Here is a 19,976-nt window from a genome sequence, read left to right on the forward strand (position 1 = left end):
TTAATCCATGTGCAAAGTTTCAAGTTCACAACTCAAAGTATCTAATTCACTACTGGTATGACGTGCATTAGATTGTAAATACTTCAAGACGTTTTCTAATTGAAGAAGCAAATAATCATTTGCTTGCATAACTCTTTTAGTTTGTTCATCATTTACAGCGCTGTAGTCTACAACAATTTCACGTTTATCTAACAAATCGTCAATCATCTCAATTACATAGGCTGAACCATTCACCGATTCGCTTAAAGATTTTGCCTGCTCGGAAAGATTAGTAATTTTTAAGTCCATAATGTTATTCATCTAAATCACCGCCATTTTCTAAGCTGACTAGGGTAGTTTTGATTGTTTCTTGTAAACTTCTTAGCCAGCGGTCATTATCCCAAAGCCGATCAGATAGACCGACAATCATTGTCTTACATTGATAAATAGTATTTGACCATTCATCTAATAGACTTTCTAAGTCTTCTGAAGATAACTTTAACGGGTTAACCGGATCTGTAAAGTGGTCTAATCCTTTACCAGCTAGATCAAATGATGAGGTAATAAACTCCTCGTAGCGAACAAAGTTTTCCAAATTCCGTTGTGTATCTTTCAAATTGCTAATTAATTCAATTTTATTAATGTTTTTAGTCATAATTGTGTTTTCTCCTCTTATTCGGTTACAATAAAAGGCGCATTACGCATATCTCAATGCAGTTGATAGGCTGGTACTCGCCAAAGTAAACCAGTCTATTTTTTTGCGCCTTTTTGTCATCGTTAATTACCTATCCTTAGTTAAAAATATTAAAATGCTACTTAACTTGTAGTAATTTGTAACGTCGGTTGATTTTGCGGATGTTTGACTTGATTACTGCTAAGTTTTCTTCAGCACTTTGGGCAATGTCATCATTCTTATTAATAAGTTCAACTAGGCGCTTTGTGGTTTGCTTTAATTGCCATTCCTCAAGACCACGGTAATCATCTAAATACTTTAATTGGGCTTCAATTTGAGGCTGTAATTCATTTAATACATAATCACTAGCAACAGCGTTCATTTTGGCTAATCCGTTGGCCTGAACCATTAACTTAAAGATTTTGTCGTCCAGTTGTGCAAAGGCGTTAACCACCTCGTTAGGGTAAATGTAATCTGTCAGTTGATTAGTTGAAGAAGTCATTAATAAAGTCCTCCTAGCTATGGAATTGCTTGCTGTAACGTCCCAATAAAATGCCTAATACTAGGGGAGTTCCTAACAGCAATATCCCAGCGAATAACTTACCTAAAATTAGATATAACATAGCCTTTTCCTCCTAATTAGTTTCACCGATTACCGGGATGATTTTATCTTTTAGACCATAATAAGTAGTCTGCAGATCCCGTCGTGAGCCGTTTAAATTAATCTGGATACTTCTGGCCAAAGTCGTGATGTTGTCCACCTGATTATCTTTTAATCTTCCTTGGTTAACGGCTTCATTTACCCATGTTACTAGCTGGTCTAGTTCTTGACTGACGGCGAATAAATTACGGTCACTTCTGTATAAATGATTTAACTCATCATTAAAATTATTCATGTTGTTCACTTCTTTCTTATGGGGTAGTTACCATATGAACATTTAACAAATGCCTTGCGCCGGCATACTGATTTATATTTGGTGTTCGTTGTAAAATCTATCCGCTTCCTTTTGGCTAATTCGTTGAACTCCGTTAACTAGGGATGGACGTAATCCTTGTTTGATGAATTTATTAAGGGTATTGGGGGAGATGTGCATATATTCAGCGGTCTCCGATAATGTCATCCATGGTCTAAAACTTTGTTGTTGTGAAGCCTGCTTAAAAGCATCTTGGGCGCTAACTAACATAAGTTGTTGTAGTTGCTTTAATGTTTTTTCTGAAAGCTCCAATGGTACTGAAATCGCCATAATTTAAACCTCCTTAAGCATTGACTGGCATAGATAACTGGATTTGATAAATAACGCCTTTGTTCTTTAAGGTCTGCTTAATCTGCTGATAATCATAATTTAGAGTAAGCAGGGCAATTATTAGATTCTTAACCTTATTGACGGCATCCCGCTCTTTAACACTTAGGTATTGAGTTAAACTCCGGTATTGGGGGATGTTTCGCTCTTTTCTTAACTGATTAGCATTAACGCCAAGGGCTTGCTTATAGATAAGCCTGTTAAGATTAGAATAGATATACTTATTATCAGCCAATGAACTAGCCTTAATGGCATCTCCCAAATCCTTAGAAACTACTTTGCCTTGATCGTAACTGATTCGCATTCTAGCAATTTCATCCCGCATATCACAAAAGGCGTCTACTAAGGCAACTTTAAAATTCTCAACACGTTCTGTATTTCTTAAAAGTGTTAGTAACAAAATCGCCTGTTTTTCGTTTAATATGAAAGTTTTTTCTTTATTGTCTGCGATTTTAAATCGCACTGGAGCTGACCTTTGTAGCTTTTTCATTTTTCTATTAATTACTTTATTTACTGAACGATGTTGGATTCCCGCATACTCGGCAATAATATCGCTAGTCGTATATGGTTCAGCGTTCACATCGTTAGAATTTAGAAATACTAGTTTGTCAGTCATGAAATTAAAGTCCATAATATAGCCATCCTTTCAATAATTTACTAGCTCGCTGGCTTATGCTGGCGGGCTTTTTTGCGTTTAAACGTGTAATTCTTTGGTAAGTTCATCAATCGCCTTTAGTACTCGTTCTTTGCGTTCGTCGTTTAACGGTGTCCGCAACCAAACTGAAAAGCGACTATCCGAAATGCCTACTTTTTCTGCAACTTCCCAATTTCTTAAACGTGCTTGCTTAATTTTTGTTCTAATAGTATTATTTGACAATTTTATCTCCCCTTCACTTTCTGATTTTTTAGTGAACACTATTTAATTAAAAATATATTTTTAATGGACAAATAAATCTTAATTTATTGTTCACTATATGTCAATAATAAAAATCATTGATGTTCTCTAAAAAAGCATATATTATAAAAGGGAGGTGAGTTTATGGATTCCAAAATAAAATCAAATATTCCTGAGTTCTTAAAGGAAAAAGGTATTACGGTTAGCGAGTTAAGTAAGGGAACGGGATTATCTAGAACTACATTAACTGATTTGAGCAAATCAGAATACATCCCGAATAAAACTAGGATTGAAACATTAACTAAAATATCTGAATATCTTAATATTCCAATGGTTAATTTCTTTGGGATTAAAGAAGTTGGATTTGAATTAATAGAAAATTTTAGAATTTATGATGATAACTTTTTAGCAAGCAAATCGAAGCATATAAAAAAAATAGTAAATAGCAGAAAAAATGTTTCCGCCGAACCTAGAATTATCTTAGGCATAGCGTTCTTAAAAGATGCAAAAAGCGAAGATTATAAAAGTGAACAAGGCATTTATCCTACCGCTTACTTAGGTATTGAAGGAGATTATTTAAGGTTTCAATTATTGTCCAAAATGGATCGAAGATTAATTGCTTCTTCCATTGAGGCAATAGGAGGATCAATGGAAATTTTAGATGGTAAATTTTTAACGGAAGATAACTTATATTTAAAAAATTCATCTGAACCTAAAGAATTATATGAGCGCACGGTTTATTCTCCTAAAACTGCTGATACTTTTCTAAATTTAATTTTAAGAATTCCATTTTTTAAAAATCTATCATCTGAATTAACTATTCCCAATCAAGAAAAAAGTTTTGTAACGAAGATTGAAGTAGCATATTCAATAATTAGATTTGCTAAAGAACCTAAACAATCTCAAAAAAATAATTTAAGCCAGTTTTACATTAAAGAAGACTCTCAAGGATTTATACAAGAACGAGGTAGTTATTTAGCTGCCGAGATTGCGAGCGCTATTTTAAATAACGATGATTTGTTTGATGTACTGGATAGTAAAAATAACTAAGCAATTAGAATATATGAATAATTTCATACTAAAAAACACTAACCATATAGGATAGTGCTTTAACGTCAACAAATCGATTAACTTACAAGGAATGAATAAGATGATAAAAGTACGTAATTACTTAGTTGATGATTTGAATAAGGTCTATGATCTATTTCAAAATACAGTTCATGTTGTTAATTCAAAAGATTATTCTGAAAATCAAATTAAGGCATGGATAAATATAGATACAACCAAGTTAAATAATAATTTACTTTCTACTCATTCTAAAGTTATTACTCAAGATAACGCTATTCTAGGTTTTGGTAATGTTGACGATACCGGCTATATAGATATGTTTTTTATTCATGCTGATTATCAAAATAAAGGCCTTGGATCAGTATTGTTAAGTAGACTGGAATATGAAGTAAGTACTAAGCTACTTTTTGTACATGCTTCAATAACTTCACGTGCCTTTTTTGAGCATAAGGGATACCAAGTTAAACAAGAAAATCACGTTCAAGTAAGAGGGCAAAAATTTATAAACTATACAATGACAAAATCAAGATAGTATTTTCGTAAATTAGCTAAAACTCTGGGGTCGTGAAATGCGACCCCCTCATCTTTTTCTAACCAAACAAAAAAGTACTAGCCATATAAGCTAGTACTATATACGTCCAAATCCTGAAGACTCTAAAAGCTGGTAATTAAACTTAGTTGAGGGGCTAAGATTTGGAGGGTTTACCATGAAGTTTAAGCATTACATATTAGCAGGCGTTACAGCTCTATCATTCGGGATGGTTGTAAATACATTAACCCCTGATACCGCATTAGGTTCTAGGTATTATCAACCATTTAAAAACGTTCGATACTCTATGCCTGCTAGTTGGCGGGGGACTTACTATAATTCGTACGGCGATACCATGAAAGTAAACAAGTATTCTATTTATACTAATGGTCAGGCTGACTATAAGAGTAGTTGGTCAGGCTGGCGCAAACTTGCTTTTGCTAAAGTCAGCAAAAAGTACTATACACTAAACGCATATGCGACTATGGGAGCCAATAGTAGCCGTCGTTGGAAGATGTATAGAAAAGGTGGAAATACATATTTGTATCATATTGGAGCTATGAATTCCCGTGCTAAGTGGAAAAAATATGTAAAGCCAATAAAATATAAAACTGCCAAATATAATGGTTTCTATTTTGATGACTATTCATCTGCTTACCTACAAGCAGATTATGGTTCACAAAAGTTATATACTTCTTCATCTAGTGCCCAAAAGAAATCAGGAAAGCATATTACTGTAAAGAGTATTTACCACAAATATTATGCTAAATGGGACAACGAGGGTAAGGACGACGTTCTAAGAATTAGATATGGCTCTAAAACTTATTTTATAAAAGCTAACGGCGAATTTCAGCCATATAATAGTTGGTTTGATAGTTCCATAAAAAGAATATATTCTCCGTATAGCCCTAGTTCTAAATCAAAAATTGTATTTCCACATGGAGAAAAATACTCTAAAGCTAAGTATTGGAGTAAAGTACAATATTTTCGAGGCGGGACTTTAGACACCAATAGTTGGAAAATGAATAATGGTAAATGGGTTTCTGAATATTAAGTAAACATCCCTTATCTGGTGATTAAATAACGGTTCGATTCCGTTAAAGGGATTAAACCAAGTAAAAAATGATTCATGCTAAATTTGCACCAATCACTTTAGTTTGATAATGTTACCACGTTGTACCACCAGTGTACCACGTTACCAAATCTCTAATCCCTTGGTATATAAGGGATGTACCACGATACCACGTTATACCACGTATTTTATAAACTTTTAAAATTAATATATACATACATACCAGTCCAATCCTGATGACTTTAAAAGCTTGGTCATCCCGTAACATAACATGCCTTGCGCCGGTACGATATGAGAGGGATAAATTATGACAAATATTAAAGAGTATCAAGACAAAGACGGTAACACGTTATTTCAATTTCAGTTATATTTGGGTACTGATCCATTAACTGGAAAGAAGAAGCGAACAACCCGCCGTGGTTTTAAGACACAAAAAGAAGCCCGCCTTGCGTTATCTCGATTAGAGATTCAACTACAAAAAGGTGAGCTTAATAGTATGGCCAATCAAAATTCTACTTTTAATGAAGTATACGACTTATGGTTTACGCAATACAAGCAAACCGTTAAAGAAAGTACATGGGTGACTACTGAAAGAATATTCAGGTTACACATTACGCCAGTGTTTGGCGATTATCGTATTTCTAAGATCACTATTAGGCATTGTCAGCAAGCTATTAACGACTGGTTTAATGCTGGACTGTCAAAGTATCATACCTTTTTAAACTATGTGGGTAAGGTATTGGACTTTGCTATTAACATTGGTCTGATTAGTTATAATCCAGCTAAACGAGTGATTGTTCCTAAGAATAAGAATGATCGCTCTAGGGATAATCTGGAAAATTATTATAGCAAAGATGAACTTAAACACTTCTTTGAATGCTTACAAGATGATGACAATGCTCCGCAAGCATATCCATTCTTTAGGTTACTGGCCTTTAGTGGGATGCGTAAGGGTGAAGCTTTGGCATTGACGTGGAAAGATATTAATTTTAGGGATAACACCATTTCTATTAATAAAACTCAATCACGTGGTGACAATGCTAAACTGGTGATTCAATCGCCTAAAACAAGGCGGTCTAATCGAAATATTTCCATTGACCCGACAACTGTCTCGGTACTTCATCATTGGCAAATAGAACAACGAAAATTACTGTTACAACTAGGCTTCAATGTGAACCAAAAAGAAAGTTATGTGTTTACTAACGAGCGGGGCGAGATGTTGCAACCGTCTAAACCCCGTAAGTGGTTAGAGCATACCTTAAACCGATATGATTTAAAACATGTAACGGTTCATGCCTTTAGACACACTTATGCAACGCTGGCGTTTGAGTCAGGTTCAAGCGTCAAAGCAGTTCAAGAACAATTAGGACACTCTAGTTACAACACTACTTTAGATATATATACAGCAGTCACTAAGCCCGTAAAAAATGAAACGAGCAACCGACTAGCTAAGTATGTAAATTTTTAGGGGTAGTCAAAGGGGTAGTCAAACATAAAAAAATAGCCCCTAAAAGGGCTGCAAATGCTGATATATAAGCATTGTTAGGATACGGGGGTCAGAACCAGTATACCCAACTAGTGTATATCAGCCGTTATCATTAGCAGTTAAATGCCTTGGTACCGGCTTTTCTTATGTAATCTAATAAGTAAATTAAAAGTTATATGATGAAATTTAAAATACGTTTTTAAAACCACACAATCAAATAAGCTACGTCCAAATCCTGACGACTCTAAAAGCTGGCAATTAACTTAGTTGAGGGGCTAAGATTTGGATGATTTACCATGAAGTTTAAGCAATACATATTAACGGGATTAACCGCTCTGACATTTAGTAGCATTATGGCCACATCCAGTATTACCGCCAGCGCTCATAGTTATACTTGGTGTTTACGTCCACACTGGGTAACTACTACTAAGCGGGTTAAGATCGCAAAAATTCACAATACTATTCCTCGTGCTTACAGTTACAAGGTCAAAAACTACACTGTAAAAAAGGAGACTCATTTAAAAATTCATCATGGATCTAGCTTTTTATGGCTATCGGAAAGTAAACTGTTCAATACCAACAGTTATTATACTTATGCTGTTTATAATACCAAAGGCCATTGGTTTAAAACCGGCATCAGATAATTAAATAATTTATGTATTGGGAGTCTATCAAAATGAAATTAATTAATGTTATCTTAACTGGTGTTACAGCTTTATCCTTAGGAATGATTGTTAATGCATCCACAGCCAATGCTGCTAAATGGCATACATCAGCCATCCCTCAAAAATTGCGTGGTTGTTGGCGTGCTAAAGATAATTATCATTACGTGTTTAAAATAACCAAGTATACATTTAAATATTCTGGTGAGAAAACAAGTAAGAAAGTCAAATGGCGTTATCTGGGAAAAAATAAATATAGTTTGAAAGACAAAAATGGATCGATTATTCATGTTCATTATATTGGTCGCCACAAGTTAACATCAAATTCATATTGGCATACGTACCGTAAATAATTTTTGTTACTTGCCCCGGCAATTTTCATGAGGACCATGTAGCCACATAAAGAGTAAATTAAAAATTGCGAAAGGAGGTGAATAACATGGTTGAATCATACAAACGTTTCTGGCATAATATTACTAATTTTTCAGGGGTTGCTAACCGATCTGATTACTGGTGGCCAATTATCATCAACTACATTTTGGGCGGAATTATTATTGCCATTATTCAATTAGTGGTTGGTCATCCTATTGATAGCATCTATAATGTAACTGATTTTCATCTTAATATTATTTCTAAGATAGTAGCTTTTATTGTTTGGTTAGGGACTTGGTCATTAAAAGTACGTCGTTTACACGATACTAATCGTTCAGGCTGGTGGATTTTAATTAGTATTATTCCACTGATTGGTACCATCTGGTTCTTTATATTAATGGTATTACCATCCAAGCGAAGTCGCTGGAATTAAAAGTAAGGGCGTCCCGTTTTGGTGATTAACAGCAGTTCGATTCTGCTGACGGGATTAATGAAAAAGGAAACTGTTTTAGTTCTGGTTAGGTACTTTTTTACTTTCCAAGTCCAAATTCTGACGACTAAAAAAGCTGGGAGTTTAGGGGGAATCACAATGGATATAATTATTTTAATCGGCTCAATTATTTTTGGTATAGGTATACTTATATATGTTTTAAATACTAAAGTTCGTTATGGCTTTTTTACTCATTACCAAAGTCGAAATAAAGGATTAGCTTGGATTTCAGCGCTACTAATCATCATAGGTTTGGGAATAATTATTGTGAAAGCTTACTTAAATGGACAATTAGGTTAGGAAAAATTTTAATACGGATAATAAAAAATCGAACAAAGCAGATTATGATAAATTAAACAAAGGCCTTAATAAAGCCATTTCTAGTTTGATAAAAAACATTAAATATTATATTTAAAAAAGGTAATTCTCAAAATGCTTGAGAACTACCTTTTTAAATTTATTCAAATGAAAGTTCAATTAAATACTTATTAGATTCAGCGATATGACCAGTAGTAATCCATAAATCATGATAATTTTGATCCGCTTGTTTGGTTTTATCATAAAAATAATCGAGCAAATCTCCGTTGGCATCAATAAACTCTGGCGCCATTCTGTTTACTACGACTTTATGATCAGGAAAGAAACGGTCGGCGTTACTGATTTTAGTGGTATCAGCAATAAAAGCATCGATTGCATTAGTATAATAACCAGCATTAATGACTGCTTTATCGGGATGATTTTTAATATATGCAAGAACTTGAGAAATTGTGTCAGAATTACTTAGCATGAGAACCTCCCTGAGATTATTTTCATTCCCATTCTAACAAAACTTGAGAAAATAGGTTAATTTTTTTCTTTATTTAGACATTTCAAGGTAAAATGATCCGTGTCATTGGTAATTGAAAAGCGTATAATAGCTTTTATCTTTTAGTATTATTTAACTCATTAATGGGGGTAAGGAATTGTTTAAATTAGCAAAGTCAAGGCTGTCTTGGTGGGCAGTATTTGGGGCAGTTGTATTTATGATTTTACAAGTTGCCTGTGATTTATTTTTGCCAACCGTCACCTCCAATATTGTTGATAAAGGAATTGCAGTCAATGATATTGGCTACATTTGGCATCAAGGATTTCAAATGATTTTTGTATCATTCTTGGGCTTATTAGCAGCTGGTGGAAATATTTACTTAGCGGCTACTCAATCTATGAAGATGGGTCGCAATATTCGAAATGATCTCTTTACTAAAGTAATGAATTTTTCGGATGAAGATGGTAATAAGTTTGGCGAATCATCATTAGATACTAGAACTACAAATGACGTTGTTCAGATTCAAAATGTGATGGTTCAAATTTTACGAATGATGTTAATGGCTCCGATTATGTTGATTGGTGCAGGTGTGATGGCTTACATCAAGAGCCCATCATTAACTACTATCTTTTTAATTTCATTACCACTATTAGCAGTTTTAGTGGGAATTATTATGTATTTTGCGGTGCCTTTATTTAAGAGCCTGCAAAAGAAAACCGATAAAATTAATTTGATTTTTCGAGAAGGTTTAACTGGTGTTCGTGTTATTCGTTCTTTTAACCAGGATGAATTTGAACAAAAACGTTTTGATGTGGCCAACAAGGATTTTGCCAAAACGGGAATGAAGGTTTTTACGATTGTTTCCTTTATTATGCCGGTAATGACGTTAATTCTTAGTTTAACTAATGCTGCCATTATTTGGTATGGTGGTAAGCTAATTGGCGTTCAAGCTTTAGAGGTGGGAAATCTAATCTCATTTATGACTTATTCCGCTCAAATCCTAATCAGTTTTATGATGTTATCAATGATTTTTGTTTTCATTCCTAGAGCATCCGCTTCTGCAGAACGAATCAACGAAGTGCTGGATGTTGATGACACCATCAAAGATCCTAAGCAACCAGTCCCATTTGCTCAAATCAGTAAGAATAGTTCATTGGTATTTGATCACGTTAACTTTCGCTATACAGGTGCTGAACGACTATCCTTAATTGATGTTAACTTTAGCGCTAAGGCGGGACAAACAGTAGCCATTATTGGAGGAACTGGTTCTGGTAAATCAACATTGGTGAACTTAATTCCGCGGTTGTTTGATCCAGAAAGTGGTCAAATCTTGGTGAATGGGGTAACCAATAATGCAATGACACAACATGATTTGCATTCATTGATTTCGATTACCCAACAAAAAGCGGTGCTCTTCTCTGGTACAGTGCGGGAAAATATGCAATTTGGTAAACCTGACGCCACCGATGATGAAATTTGGCATGCTTTAAAAGTCGCTCAGGCTGCTGAATTCATAACTGATGATAAGGGTGGCTTGGATTATGTTGTTGAACAAGATGGTGCTAACTTCTCCGGTGGACAACGCCAACGATTGGTAATTGCTAGAACTATCTTGAAAAAGGCATCTATTTATATTTTTGATGATTCTTTTTCAGCGTTGGATTTTAAAACCGATGCGCAATTGCGGATGAGTTTACGTGATGATGAACAGATTCAAAATGCTGTTAGTGTTATTGTGGCTCAACGAATTTCAACGGTAGCCGATGCAGATATTATTTTAGTAATGAATGAAGGTAAAGTGGTTGGCCAAGGAACGCATGAAGAATTAGTGGCTAATAATCAAATTTATCGTGATATTTTGAATTCACAAATTAAAAAGGAGGACGTAGTCGATGCCTAGACCAAACCAAGCAGTAAAAAAGCCTAATAATTTTTGGCATGCGACTGCGCGCCTAATTGGCTATACCAAACGATGGATGCCGGGAATTATTATTGCAATCGTGATGGCGCTGTTAGGAGTTTACCTACAGATTGTCACCCCTAAAATCTTAGGAAAAGCTACTACCGAAATTTTTAAGGGAGTAATGGCTGGTACGGCACAATTAAAGGCCGGCATTCATATGAGTGCTTTTCCCATTAATTTCACTAAGATCATGGATATCATTATCAAGGTCATTGTTCTGTATGTTTTAGCTGGGTTAGCTCAGTTAGTACAACAAATTATCATGTCACGAATTTCGCAAAGTATCGTTTATCAAATGCGAAAAGATATGAAGGCTAAAATGCAACGATTACCAATCTCATTTTATGATCAACACTCTAATGGGGATGTAATGTCACGGGCCGTTAATGATATGGATAACATTAATACCATGCTTCAATCTAGTTTGACCCAAATGATTACTAGTTTTTTCATGTTCTTTGGGGTATTGTACATGATGCTTACCATTAGTTGGCAATTAACCTTGGTAGCATTAGTTACGGTGCCAGTTAGTGGATTGATTGTTGGTATTGTGGCTCCTAAATCACAGAAGTTCTTCGGTACGCAACAAAAAGAATTGGGAACTTTAAACGGTATGACCGAAGAAAGTTATGCTGGTCATAATGTGATTAAGACTTTTAATCGTGAAGAACAAACGATTGATGATTTTAAGAAACAAAATGAAAAATATTATCAAGCTTCTTGGAAGGCTCAATTTGTTTCTAGTTTTCTTTATCCACTAATGAACTTGGTTAAAAACCTAGATTACGTGTTTGTGGCGGTTATTGGTGGGATTCAAGTAACTAAGGGACAGGTATCACTGGGTAATATTCAAGCATTTCTACAATATACCAATATGTTATCGCAACCAATTACTCAACTAGCTAGCTTGACTAACACCATCCAATCAACAATTGCTTCTGCGGAACGAATCTTTGAAATCTTAGATGAACCTGAAATGACTGGTGAAGAAGTTGATATTCCGGTTGATCCAAACGATAAGAGCAAGATTCACTTTGAAGATGTTGATTTCTCGTATGTGCCAGATAAACCATTAATTAAACAGTTTAATCTGAAGGTTGATCCCGGTGAAATGGTAGCAATTGTGGGGCCAACTGGGGCTGGTAAGACCACCATTATCAATTTGTTGGAACGTTTTTATGATATTAATTCCGGTTCTATTAAATTAACCGGACAAGATACCAGAGAAATAACCAGATCTGAACTACGAAGTCACATGGCGATGGTATTGCAAGAAACTTGGCTATTTACGGGAACTATTTTCGACAACATTAAGTATGGCAACGAACAGGCCAGTGAAGAAGATGTTTATGCAGCAGCTAAAGAAGCTCATGCCGATACATTTATTCGAGAATTGCCTAATGGTTATGAAACCATTTTAAATGAAAATGCAAGTAATATTTCACAAGGTCAGCGACAATTATTAACGATTGCGCGGGCGTTCTTAGCTAATCCAGAAATTTTAATTCTAGATGAAGCTACTTCTTCAGTAGATACTCGTACTGAAAAAATGATTCAAGATGCGATGGATAGCTTATCAGCAGGGAGAACTAGTTTTGTGGTTGCTCACCGCTTGTCGACTATTCAAAGTGCTCAAAATATTGTGGTCATGAATCATGGTCAGATCATTGAAACTGGAAATCATAATGAATTAATGGCTCAAAATGGTTTCTATGCTGATCTTTATAATTCACAATTCTTAGGCAACAACCTAGAATAATAAAAAGATGTTATTTGACAGTTAGTCAAGTAACGTCTTTTTTTGTACAATAGACTTATTCAGGAAAAGAGGAGGGGAATCGAATGATTGCTGAATTAAAGAATTATATTAATAAATTAATTGATCAAGAAATCATTCCGGGAGCAGAAATAGCGGTTATTACCCCTAATCAGGTAAAACAAGCAGTTTATGGTGATTTACAAGTATATCCTGAACGAAAACCCCATCCAAAGCGAGGGTTATACGATGTTGCTTCATTAACGAAAGTTATTGCTACCACGCCGGTTATCTTGCAATTGATTGAAAAAAAACAATTGAAGCTAACTGATCGAGTCAGTAAATACTTACCCCAATGGCGTGACTCACGACTCACAGTACGCCATTTACTAACTCATACTAGTGATGTGGTTGGTTATATCCCTAATCGTAATCAATTAGCAGCTACTGAATTAAAGCAGGCTTTATTAGGATTAAGCAGTGGTAATCAATTGGGAAAACAGGTTCGTTATCAGGATATTAATTTTTTAATGTTAGGCTGGATAGCTGAACAAATTACGGGAGAAAATATTCATCAATTGGCTACTGACCGTGTTATACGTCCGTTACAATTACCAGATGCAACTTTTGAACCTCAGTTCAGCACACTAACGGTAGTGCCCACTGCTGTCGATGAGAAACGAGGCCTTATTGAAGGGGTAGTTCATGATCCTAAAACCTTCATTTTAGGTGAACACAGTGGTGCGGCCGGTCTATTTGCGTCCTTAGAAGATTTAATTAAAGTTAGTCAATGGTTACTCAATTGGAACAACAAAGAAATGGTACTTAGTAATCAAATGAAATTACAGTTATTTAGGGATCAAACGCCCCAACATACTAATGATCGTTCTTTTGGTTGGGATTTACGTCATCATGAGGATGGTCATGAATATTTGGTACACACTGGTTTTACTGGTCCGGTATTAATTTTGGATAGACACCGGCAAGTAGCTCTGGCTTTTTTAACTAACCGGGTAAATATGCATGAAACCACTGCAATTTATCAACAAAAAAGAGAAAAATTAATTCAAATTTTTGCAAATAAAAAAGACGCCTAACATTTTGCTAGGTGTCTTTTTTATTATTAATAAGTAGCTGGAAGTGTCATTTCTTTAATTTGACTGAAATCAGCATCAGGATACTTACGGGTTAAAGCATTTAATAACATCCGTTTGGCTAATTGACTATTTCTAGCCAGAATAGGGCCATGAAAGTATGAGCAATAAACGTTTTTATAAATGGCACCTTCAGTACCATCTTCACCATTATTACCGTGGCCTTCTACTACTTCACCAAGAGGCGCTTCGCCATCACCAAGGAAGGTAATTCCCTGATGATTTTCAAAGCCATGATATTTTTCGCCGGTCTCACTATTTTGAATAACAATGTCACCGATAAAACGATTGTCATTTTGTTGTTCAGTGTAGTGATTCAAAGCGCCGATACCAGGGATTTTTTCACCGTCAGCTCCGATGTAGTAGTGACCTAATAATTGGTAACCACCACAAATAGCTAAAAGTGAACCACCATCTTCAATGAAGTTGGTCAAGTCTGCTTTTTTAGTTTCAATTAAGTCTGGTGAAATGATCGCTTGTTCAAAATCTTGACCACCACCAAAAACAGCAAAATCAAATTTATCAGGATCAAATTTATCGCCTAAACTGATTACTTCAGAAGTTACTTCGACGCCCATTTGCTTACCGAAATATTGTAAAACTAAAATATTACCAATATCACCGTAAGTATTCATTAGGTCGCCGTATAAATGGGCAATATTTAAACTATATTGCATTATTCCATTCCTCCCTTAATAAAGCCTTGATCAGCAAACATTTTTCGTAATTGTAGCATTGCAGTATAAGTAGCGCAAATATAGACCTTTTCAGTTGGCATTTTACTGATTAGTTCAGGAACTTTGGTTAAATCTGGTTCAATAATATGTTGATCATCTGGCACACCAGCTACTTGTAGCCGGAAGGTGATATCTTTGTAGCGTTCACCACCAGTGACAAATTGCTTAATATTTAAGTCATTTAAACGTTCAAAGTCGCCATCCCAAATCCAACTAGTATCTATCCCGTCAGCGTAATTAGCGTTCAAAAAGGCCATAAAAGAAATCGGATCTTTATCACTGGCGATGGTATCAATTACTTGATTTAAGCCCACCGGATTTTTAACTAGAATTAGGGTAACTTTTTTACCATCCACGTTGATTTCTTCTTGGCGACCAAAGATACGTTCATCTCGTTGAAATGCATTTTGAGCTTGCTTAGGTGTAACGCCCATGAAGCGGCCGACGGCATAAGCGGCTAAAGCATTATAAATGTTGTAAACACCACCGATACCAATCTTCATTGGTTCACCGTCGATTTCAAATGATGAGGAGACAGGAGTTAGTTCAGTTAGTTTGTTTACTTGATAGTTTAATTCAGGTCGTTTGTAGCCACAGTTAGGACAGAAGTACTTACCTAAGTTAGCATAAGTAATGAAGTGGTAATGTAAAATGTGTTGACAACGAGGACACAAGACGCCATCAGTATTGGGATCAGCCTTAATATCACCATCAGCTTGATTATTGAATCCATAATAAATCATAGGATTAGGCAATGAAACTGAGTGAAAAATCGGAGCATCGCCGTTAGCGATAATCGTCGCATTAGGAGCTAATGCAACCCCATCCATGATTTTTTTATAAGTCGTGTAAATTTCACCATATCGATCCATTTGGTCTCGAAAAATATTAGTGAAAACAAACGCTTTGGGTTTAATATGTTGAGTAACTTTAATTACATTGGCTTCATCAACTTCCAGGACGGCTAATGGTCGTTGATTTTTGCTGCGTTTAGCAGTTAAGAAAGTGGTAACGATGCCTTGTTCCATATTGGAGCCAGACGGATTGGTTAAAACATTTTTATATTTTTCTTTTAAAACTTGAACTGTCAAAGCGGTTGTCAACGTTTTACCGTTAGTACCGGTAATGACAATTACATCATAATTTTTACCTAGTTCGTCTAAAATATTAGGATCTAGTTTTAAAGTTATTTTACCTGGTAACGAACTACCACCATTTCTAAAGGTATGTAAAAACCAATAGGAGCTTTTGCCGGCAGCAGTTGCAATTGAACTTTTTAGTGACATTGTTGACACTCCTTAATTTATATCCATAATCGTTAAAGATAAATTTTACCATATCTTGAGCGGAATGTATTATTTTGTCATTGTTCTTTGCAAAATTCAAATAAATCATTATTTGATAAAACAATGAAATGAAGTTCGTTTTTTTGTATAATAGATAAGAATATGTCTAGGAAAAGGTGAGATTATGGCTCAACTATTTTATCGGTATGGAGCAATGAACAGTGGGAAAACTATTGAAATAATCAAAGTAGCCCATAATTACGAAGAACAAAATAAAAGTGTCATTATTATGACCAGTGCAACGGATACTCGTGAAAAAAAGGGAATGGTCTCATCACGAATTGGTTTGGAGCGCCAGGCACATGTGATTTATGATGATACTAATATTTTTGAAGCGGTTCAAGCAATTGACTCAAACGCTAGCTGTATCTTGATTGATGAATCTCAATTTTTAAGAAAAGAACACGTCTTGCAATTAGCTCAAATTGTTGATGAACTGGGAATTCCAGTTATTGCGTTCGGATTAAAAAATGATTTTCAAAATCAGCTTTTTGAAGGTTCCAAATATTTATTGTTGTATGCTGACAAAATAGAAGAAATGAAAACCATTTGCTGGTTCTGTGGTAAAAAAGCAACAATGAATTTAAGAATTCATGATGGTCGACCAGTTTACGAAGGTGAGCAGATTCAAATGGGAGGCAATGAGTCTTATTATCCGGTTTGCCGCAAGCATTATAACCACCCATTACTTTAAAGAAAGAGGGAATCAATAGAATGGACGAAATATTTGAAAAACTTCAAGCGGTCGTTGATCGCTATGATGAATTAAACGAATTAATTAGTGATCCCGAAGTGATTGCTGATACCCAACGCTTCATGAAATTATCTAAAGAAGAAGGTAGTTTACGTGACACCGTAGCCACTTTTAAACATTATCAAGAAGTGGTCACTAATTTATCTGACGATGAAGAAATGATGCGTGAAAAACTCGATGATGATATGGCTAGCATGGTTAAGGACGAAATTGCTGATCTAAAAGATGAAAAGGAAGATCTAGAACATCAATTAACCATTATGTTATTGCCTAAAGACCCTAATGATGACAAGAACATCATTATGGAAATTCATGGCGCTGCTGGTGGTGACGAAGGAAGCTTGTTTGCTGCTGATTTATTTGAAATGTATTCACGTTATGCTGAAAAACAAGGTTGGAAGATTGAAATCGTGGATCACAGTGATACTGAAGTGGGCGGTTTTAAAGAAATCGTTTTGATGATTACGGGTGAAAATGTTTATTCCAAGCTAAAGTATGAAAATGGGGCTCATCGAGTTCAACGAATTCCAGCTACTGAATCAGCAGGACGAGTTCATACTTCTACTGCCACAGTTGGGGTAATGCCAGAAGCTGAAGACGTGGATATTGAAATTGATCCTAAAGATATTCGGACCGATGTTTATCGTTCTTCTGGTGCTGGTGGCCAGCATATTAACAAGACCTCATCTGCAGTTCGAATGACACATTTGCCAACCGGAATTGTAGTAGCCATGCAAGATGAACGTTCACAACAACAAAACCGTGCTAAAGCTATGAAAATTTTAAAGGCTCGGGTTTATGATTACTATTCACAACAAGAAAAAGATCAGTATGATGCTGAAAGAAAATCAGCAGTGGGAACTGGGGATCGTTCAGAACGAATTAGAACGTATAATTACCCACAAAACCGGGTTACTGATCATCGAATTGGCCTGACCCTTAATAAACTTGATCGGATTATGAATGGTGACATGGAAGAAATTATTGATGCCTTAGTTCTATCAGATCAAGCAGCTAAGTTGGAACAACTAAATAATGAATAGTTCTGATGCAATGACTTTTGGTCAGGCTCGTCAATGGGCGACTAATCAGGTGATGAAACAAGCGGTTGGCGATAGCTTCGATGTTGATTTTTTATTGCGGGAACGGTTTGGCTTTTCGACAACGGAATTAATTATTAATTCTCGGGTTAAAATGACCGCCACTCAGCAAGCACAATTTCAATCAGATATTCAAGCATTATTGCAAAATAAACCGCCACAATATATTGTTGGTAAAACTCATTTTTATGGTAATGAATTTAAGGTAACCGAGGCCACGTTGATTCCCCGTATTGAAACGGCTGAATTAATTGACTGGATTCTCTCAGTTTATCCAGATCAACAGCAACCATTATCAGTGTTAGATATTGGTACTGGTACTGGAGCGATTGCGATTACGTTAAAAAAACTACGACCTAATTGGCACGTGGTAGGTAGTGATATTTCATCATCAGCCTTGGCCGTAGCTCAAAATAACGCAGCTGTTAATCAAGTTGCTGTTGATTTTGTGTTAAGTGATGTGTTTGATAATATTTCTCAGCAATATGATTTGATTGTATCTAACCCACCGTATATTGCTGAGAATGAACGAGAACTCATGGATACACGGGTATTAGAGTTTGAGCCTGCATTGGCTTTGTTTGCCCCTGACAACGGCTTAGCAATCTATAAAAAAATCGTTGCGGGGGTTAACCAGCACTTAACTGATCATGGTCAATTATTTTTTGAAATTGGCTTTCAGCAGGGACAAGCAATCACTGAAATTATGAAACACCAATTTCCTAATAACTTAGTTGAAGTAAAACGAGACGTTGCCAAAAAGCCTCGAATGGTAAGATTAGATTTGGGGGTAACAACTGAACATGAAAACTAAAATATTAAATAAAGCTACGATTAAAGAAGGCGCTGCATTGATTAACGCGGGACAGTTAGTAGCCTTTCCTACTGAAACGGTCTACGGCCTGGGTGCTGATGCAACCAATGAGGCAGCCGTTAAGCAAGTCTATGCTGCTAAGGGACGTCCTAGTGATAACCCCTTAATTGTCCACGTAGCTGATATTGAAACGGTTCAAAAATACGCACAACCATTAGATGATGCATCATTAAAATTAATGAACACATTTTGGCCTGGACCATTAACCTTAATTTTTAAGTTAAAGCCCAATGCATTATCAAAGTCCGTGACTGGTGGATTAGATACAGCTGCATTTCGGTTTCCGGCTAATCAAGCCACTTTGGATTTGATTATTACAGCGGGGGTTCCGTTGGTCGGACCTTCTGCTAATACCTCTGGAAAACCCAGTCCGACTACGGCGAAACATGTTCTTCATGATTTAGATGGTAAAATTGCGGCAGTTGTTGACGATGGTCCAACTAAAGTAGGGGTGGAATCGACAGTATTGGATATGTCGGTGACCGTTCCTACTATATTAAGACCGGGTGGAATTGCTAAAGAACAATTAGAGACTATCTTAGGTACCAAGGTGAATGATGAACACCATCATGTTGGCGTAACAGAAGTCCCTAAGGCTCCTGGTATGAAATACAAACATTATGCTCCCAATGCTCAAGTATATATTGTTAACGATGATAATGATTGGACAGCTGTACGTGATTGGGTTGCTGCTCAGACTAAACCGGTGGGAATTATGACCACTGATGACATTAAAAACCAGTTGGATTGGCCGGCTAATGCGGAACTGATTTCTTTAGGAAATGATGTTATTTCCGCTAGTCATTTGTTATTTAAAGAGTTACGTGAATTTGATAATCGAAATGATGTCGATACTATTATAGTGAAAGGGTTTGAACCAACTGGACTAGGAGCTGCTTATATGAATCGTTTGAATAAGTCAGCTGGTCAAACCTATGTTGGTGAATTACTCAAGTAGTA

The 19,976-nt window shown here is 35.7% G+C and carries 25 protein-coding genes; 15 read left to right on the top strand and 10 right to left on the bottom strand.

Annotated features, from left to right (window positions below):
* From HII32_RS05650 to HII32_RS05680, 7 genes are all read right to left on the bottom strand, one after another.
* Positions 1 to 207: a hypothetical protein gene (locus HII32_RS05650; protein ID WP_172189199.1), complete on the bottom strand. Its 207-nt coding sequence runs from the start codon at positions 205 to 207 to the stop codon at positions 1 to 3.
* Between the two features lie 85 nt (positions 208 to 292).
* Positions 293 to 634: a hypothetical protein gene (locus tag HII32_RS05655; protein WP_172189201.1), complete on the bottom strand. Its 342-nt coding sequence runs from the start codon at positions 632 to 634 to the stop codon at positions 293 to 295.
* A gap of 157 nt (positions 635 to 791) precedes the next feature.
* On the bottom strand, positions 792 to 1,154 hold the full coding sequence (locus tag HII32_RS05660) for a hypothetical protein (RefSeq protein WP_172189203.1): 363 nt from the start codon (positions 1,152 to 1,154) through the stop codon (positions 792 to 794).
* Positions 1,155 to 1,287: 133 nt separating this feature from the next.
* Complete coding sequence (locus HII32_RS05665) at positions 1,288 to 1,548, bottom strand: hypothetical protein (RefSeq protein ID WP_172189205.1); 261 nt, start codon at positions 1,546 to 1,548, stop codon at positions 1,288 to 1,290.
* Between the two features lie 72 nt (positions 1,549 to 1,620).
* Positions 1,621 to 1,896 (bottom strand): helix-turn-helix domain-containing protein, encoded by a 276-nt coding sequence (locus HII32_RS05670; protein ID WP_172189207.1) that lies wholly within the window; start codon positions 1,894 to 1,896, stop codon positions 1,621 to 1,623.
* Between the two features lie 13 nt (positions 1,897 to 1,909).
* Complete coding sequence (locus HII32_RS05675) at positions 1,910 to 2,584, bottom strand: Rha family transcriptional regulator (RefSeq protein WP_172189209.1); 675 nt, start codon at positions 2,582 to 2,584, stop codon at positions 1,910 to 1,912.
* 63 nt (positions 2,585 to 2,647) lie between these two features.
* Positions 2,648 to 2,830, bottom strand: coding sequence for a hypothetical protein (locus HII32_RS05680; protein WP_172189211.1), 183 nt, complete (start codon positions 2,828 to 2,830; stop codon positions 2,648 to 2,650).
* Positions 2,831 to 2,992: 162 nt separating this feature from the next.
* Between HII32_RS05680 and HII32_RS05685 the strand changes: the two genes are divergently transcribed.
* The 8 genes from HII32_RS05685 (at position 2,993) to HII32_RS05720 (ending at position 8,827) form a co-directional block, all read left to right on the top strand.
* A complete protein-coding gene (locus HII32_RS05685) occupies positions 2,993 to 3,898 on the top strand; it encodes a helix-turn-helix domain-containing protein (protein WP_172189213.1) in 906 nt (301 codons plus the stop codon).
* Positions 3,899 to 3,998: 100 nt separating this feature from the next.
* Positions 3,999 to 4,448, top strand: a complete 450-nt coding sequence (locus HII32_RS05690; protein WP_172189215.1) for a GNAT family N-acetyltransferase — start codon at positions 3,999 to 4,001, stop codon at positions 4,446 to 4,448.
* A gap of 175 nt (positions 4,449 to 4,623) precedes the next feature.
* Positions 4,624 to 5,499 carry a hypothetical protein gene (locus tag HII32_RS05695; protein ID WP_172189217.1) on the top strand — a complete coding sequence of 292 codons (876 nt, stop codon included), beginning with the start codon at positions 4,624 to 4,626 and terminating at the stop codon, positions 5,497 to 5,499.
* A 325-nt stretch (positions 5,500 to 5,824) separates the two neighbouring features.
* On the top strand, positions 5,825 to 6,985 hold the full coding sequence (locus HII32_RS05700) for a site-specific integrase (RefSeq protein ID WP_172189219.1): 1,161 nt from the start codon (positions 5,825 to 5,827) through the stop codon (positions 6,983 to 6,985).
* 314 nt (positions 6,986 to 7,299) lie between these two features.
* Complete coding sequence (locus HII32_RS05705) at positions 7,300 to 7,647, top strand: hypothetical protein (RefSeq protein ID WP_172189221.1); 348 nt, start codon at positions 7,300 to 7,302, stop codon at positions 7,645 to 7,647.
* A 32-nt stretch (positions 7,648 to 7,679) separates the two neighbouring features.
* The gene (locus HII32_RS05710) at positions 7,680 to 8,018 is read left to right on the top strand and encodes a hypothetical protein (RefSeq protein ID WP_172189223.1); all 339 of its coding nucleotides are present in this window, start codon (positions 7,680 to 7,682) and stop codon (positions 8,016 to 8,018) included.
* Between the two features lie 86 nt (positions 8,019 to 8,104).
* Positions 8,105 to 8,470, top strand: coding sequence for a DUF805 domain-containing protein (locus HII32_RS05715; RefSeq protein WP_172189225.1), 366 nt, complete (start codon positions 8,105 to 8,107; stop codon positions 8,468 to 8,470).
* Positions 8,471 to 8,527: 57 nt separating this feature from the next.
* Entirely contained in the window at positions 8,528 to 8,827 is a 300-nt protein-coding gene (locus HII32_RS05720) for a hypothetical protein (RefSeq protein ID WP_246224872.1), read from the top strand.
* Between the two features lie 157 nt (positions 8,828 to 8,984).
* Here the strand turns inward: HII32_RS05720 and HII32_RS05725 are convergent, their stop codons facing one another.
* Positions 8,985 to 9,314 carry a hypothetical protein gene (locus tag HII32_RS05725; protein WP_172189227.1) on the bottom strand — a complete coding sequence of 110 codons (330 nt, stop codon included), beginning with the start codon at positions 9,312 to 9,314 and terminating at the stop codon, positions 8,985 to 8,987.
* Between the two features lie 175 nt (positions 9,315 to 9,489).
* On the opposite strand from HII32_RS05725, the gene HII32_RS05730 reads away from it, so the two are divergent.
* The 3 genes from HII32_RS05730 (at position 9,490) to HII32_RS05740 (ending at position 14,148) form a co-directional block, all read left to right on the top strand.
* On the top strand, positions 9,490 to 11,232 hold the full coding sequence (locus HII32_RS05730) for an ABC transporter ATP-binding protein (protein ID WP_172189229.1): 1,743 nt from the start codon (positions 9,490 to 9,492) through the stop codon (positions 11,230 to 11,232).
* The gene (locus tag HII32_RS05735; RefSeq protein ID WP_172189231.1) at positions 11,225 to 13,054 is read left to right on the top strand and encodes an ABC transporter ATP-binding protein; all 1,830 of its coding nucleotides are present in this window, start codon (positions 11,225 to 11,227) and stop codon (positions 13,052 to 13,054) included. Before HII32_RS05730 ends, HII32_RS05735 begins: the two co-directional genes overlap by 8 nt.
* An 83-nt stretch (positions 13,055 to 13,137) precedes the next feature.
* A complete protein-coding gene (locus HII32_RS05740; RefSeq protein WP_172189233.1) occupies positions 13,138 to 14,148 on the top strand; it encodes a serine hydrolase domain-containing protein in 1,011 nt (336 codons plus the stop codon).
* A 26-nt stretch (positions 14,149 to 14,174) separates the two neighbouring features.
* Here HII32_RS05740 and HII32_RS05745 read toward each other — a convergent pair whose 3' ends face one another.
* Both HII32_RS05745 and HII32_RS05750 read right to left on the bottom strand, forming a co-directional pair.
* The gene (locus HII32_RS05745) at positions 14,175 to 14,882 is read right to left on the bottom strand and encodes a type 1 glutamine amidotransferase (protein ID WP_172189235.1); all 708 of its coding nucleotides are present in this window, start codon (positions 14,880 to 14,882) and stop codon (positions 14,175 to 14,177) included.
* Positions 14,882 to 16,228, bottom strand: coding sequence for a Mur ligase family protein (locus HII32_RS05750; RefSeq protein WP_172189237.1), 1,347 nt, complete (start codon positions 16,226 to 16,228; stop codon positions 14,882 to 14,884). Before HII32_RS05750 ends, HII32_RS05745 begins: the two co-directional genes overlap by 1 nt.
* 184 nt (positions 16,229 to 16,412) lie before the next feature.
* Here HII32_RS05750 and HII32_RS05755 point away from each other — a divergent pair, with 184 nt between their 5' ends.
* Genes HII32_RS05755 through HII32_RS05770 form a run of 4 tightly spaced genes read left to right on the top strand, consistent with a single transcriptional unit; the run spans position 16,413 to position 19,974 of the window.
* Positions 16,413 to 16,982 (top strand): thymidine kinase, encoded by a 570-nt coding sequence (locus HII32_RS05755; RefSeq protein ID WP_172189239.1) that lies wholly within the window; start codon positions 16,413 to 16,415, stop codon positions 16,980 to 16,982.
* A gap of 20 nt (positions 16,983 to 17,002) precedes the next feature.
* Positions 17,003 to 18,085: a peptide chain release factor 1 gene (gene prfA / locus HII32_RS05760; protein WP_172189241.1), complete on the top strand. Its 1,083-nt coding sequence runs from the start codon at positions 17,003 to 17,005 to the stop codon at positions 18,083 to 18,085.
* Positions 18,078 to 18,956 carry a peptide chain release factor N(5)-glutamine methyltransferase gene (prmC, locus tag HII32_RS05765; RefSeq protein WP_172189243.1) on the top strand — a complete coding sequence of 293 codons (879 nt, stop codon included), beginning with the start codon at positions 18,078 to 18,080 and terminating at the stop codon, positions 18,954 to 18,956. Before prfA ends, prmC begins: the two co-directional genes overlap by 8 nt.
* On the top strand, positions 18,946 to 19,974 hold the full coding sequence (locus HII32_RS05770) for an L-threonylcarbamoyladenylate synthase (RefSeq protein ID WP_172189245.1): 1,029 nt from the start codon (positions 18,946 to 18,948) through the stop codon (positions 19,972 to 19,974). The genes prmC and HII32_RS05770 overlap by 11 nt, the downstream gene beginning before the upstream one ends.
* Positions 19,975 to 19,976: the final 2 nt, after the last annotated feature.

The sequence above is a fragment of the Lentilactobacillus kribbianus genome (genome assembly GCF_013184075.1).
In the GTDB taxonomy this organism is placed as follows: Bacteria; Bacillota; Bacilli; order Lactobacillales; family Lactobacillaceae; genus Lentilactobacillus; species Lentilactobacillus kribbianus.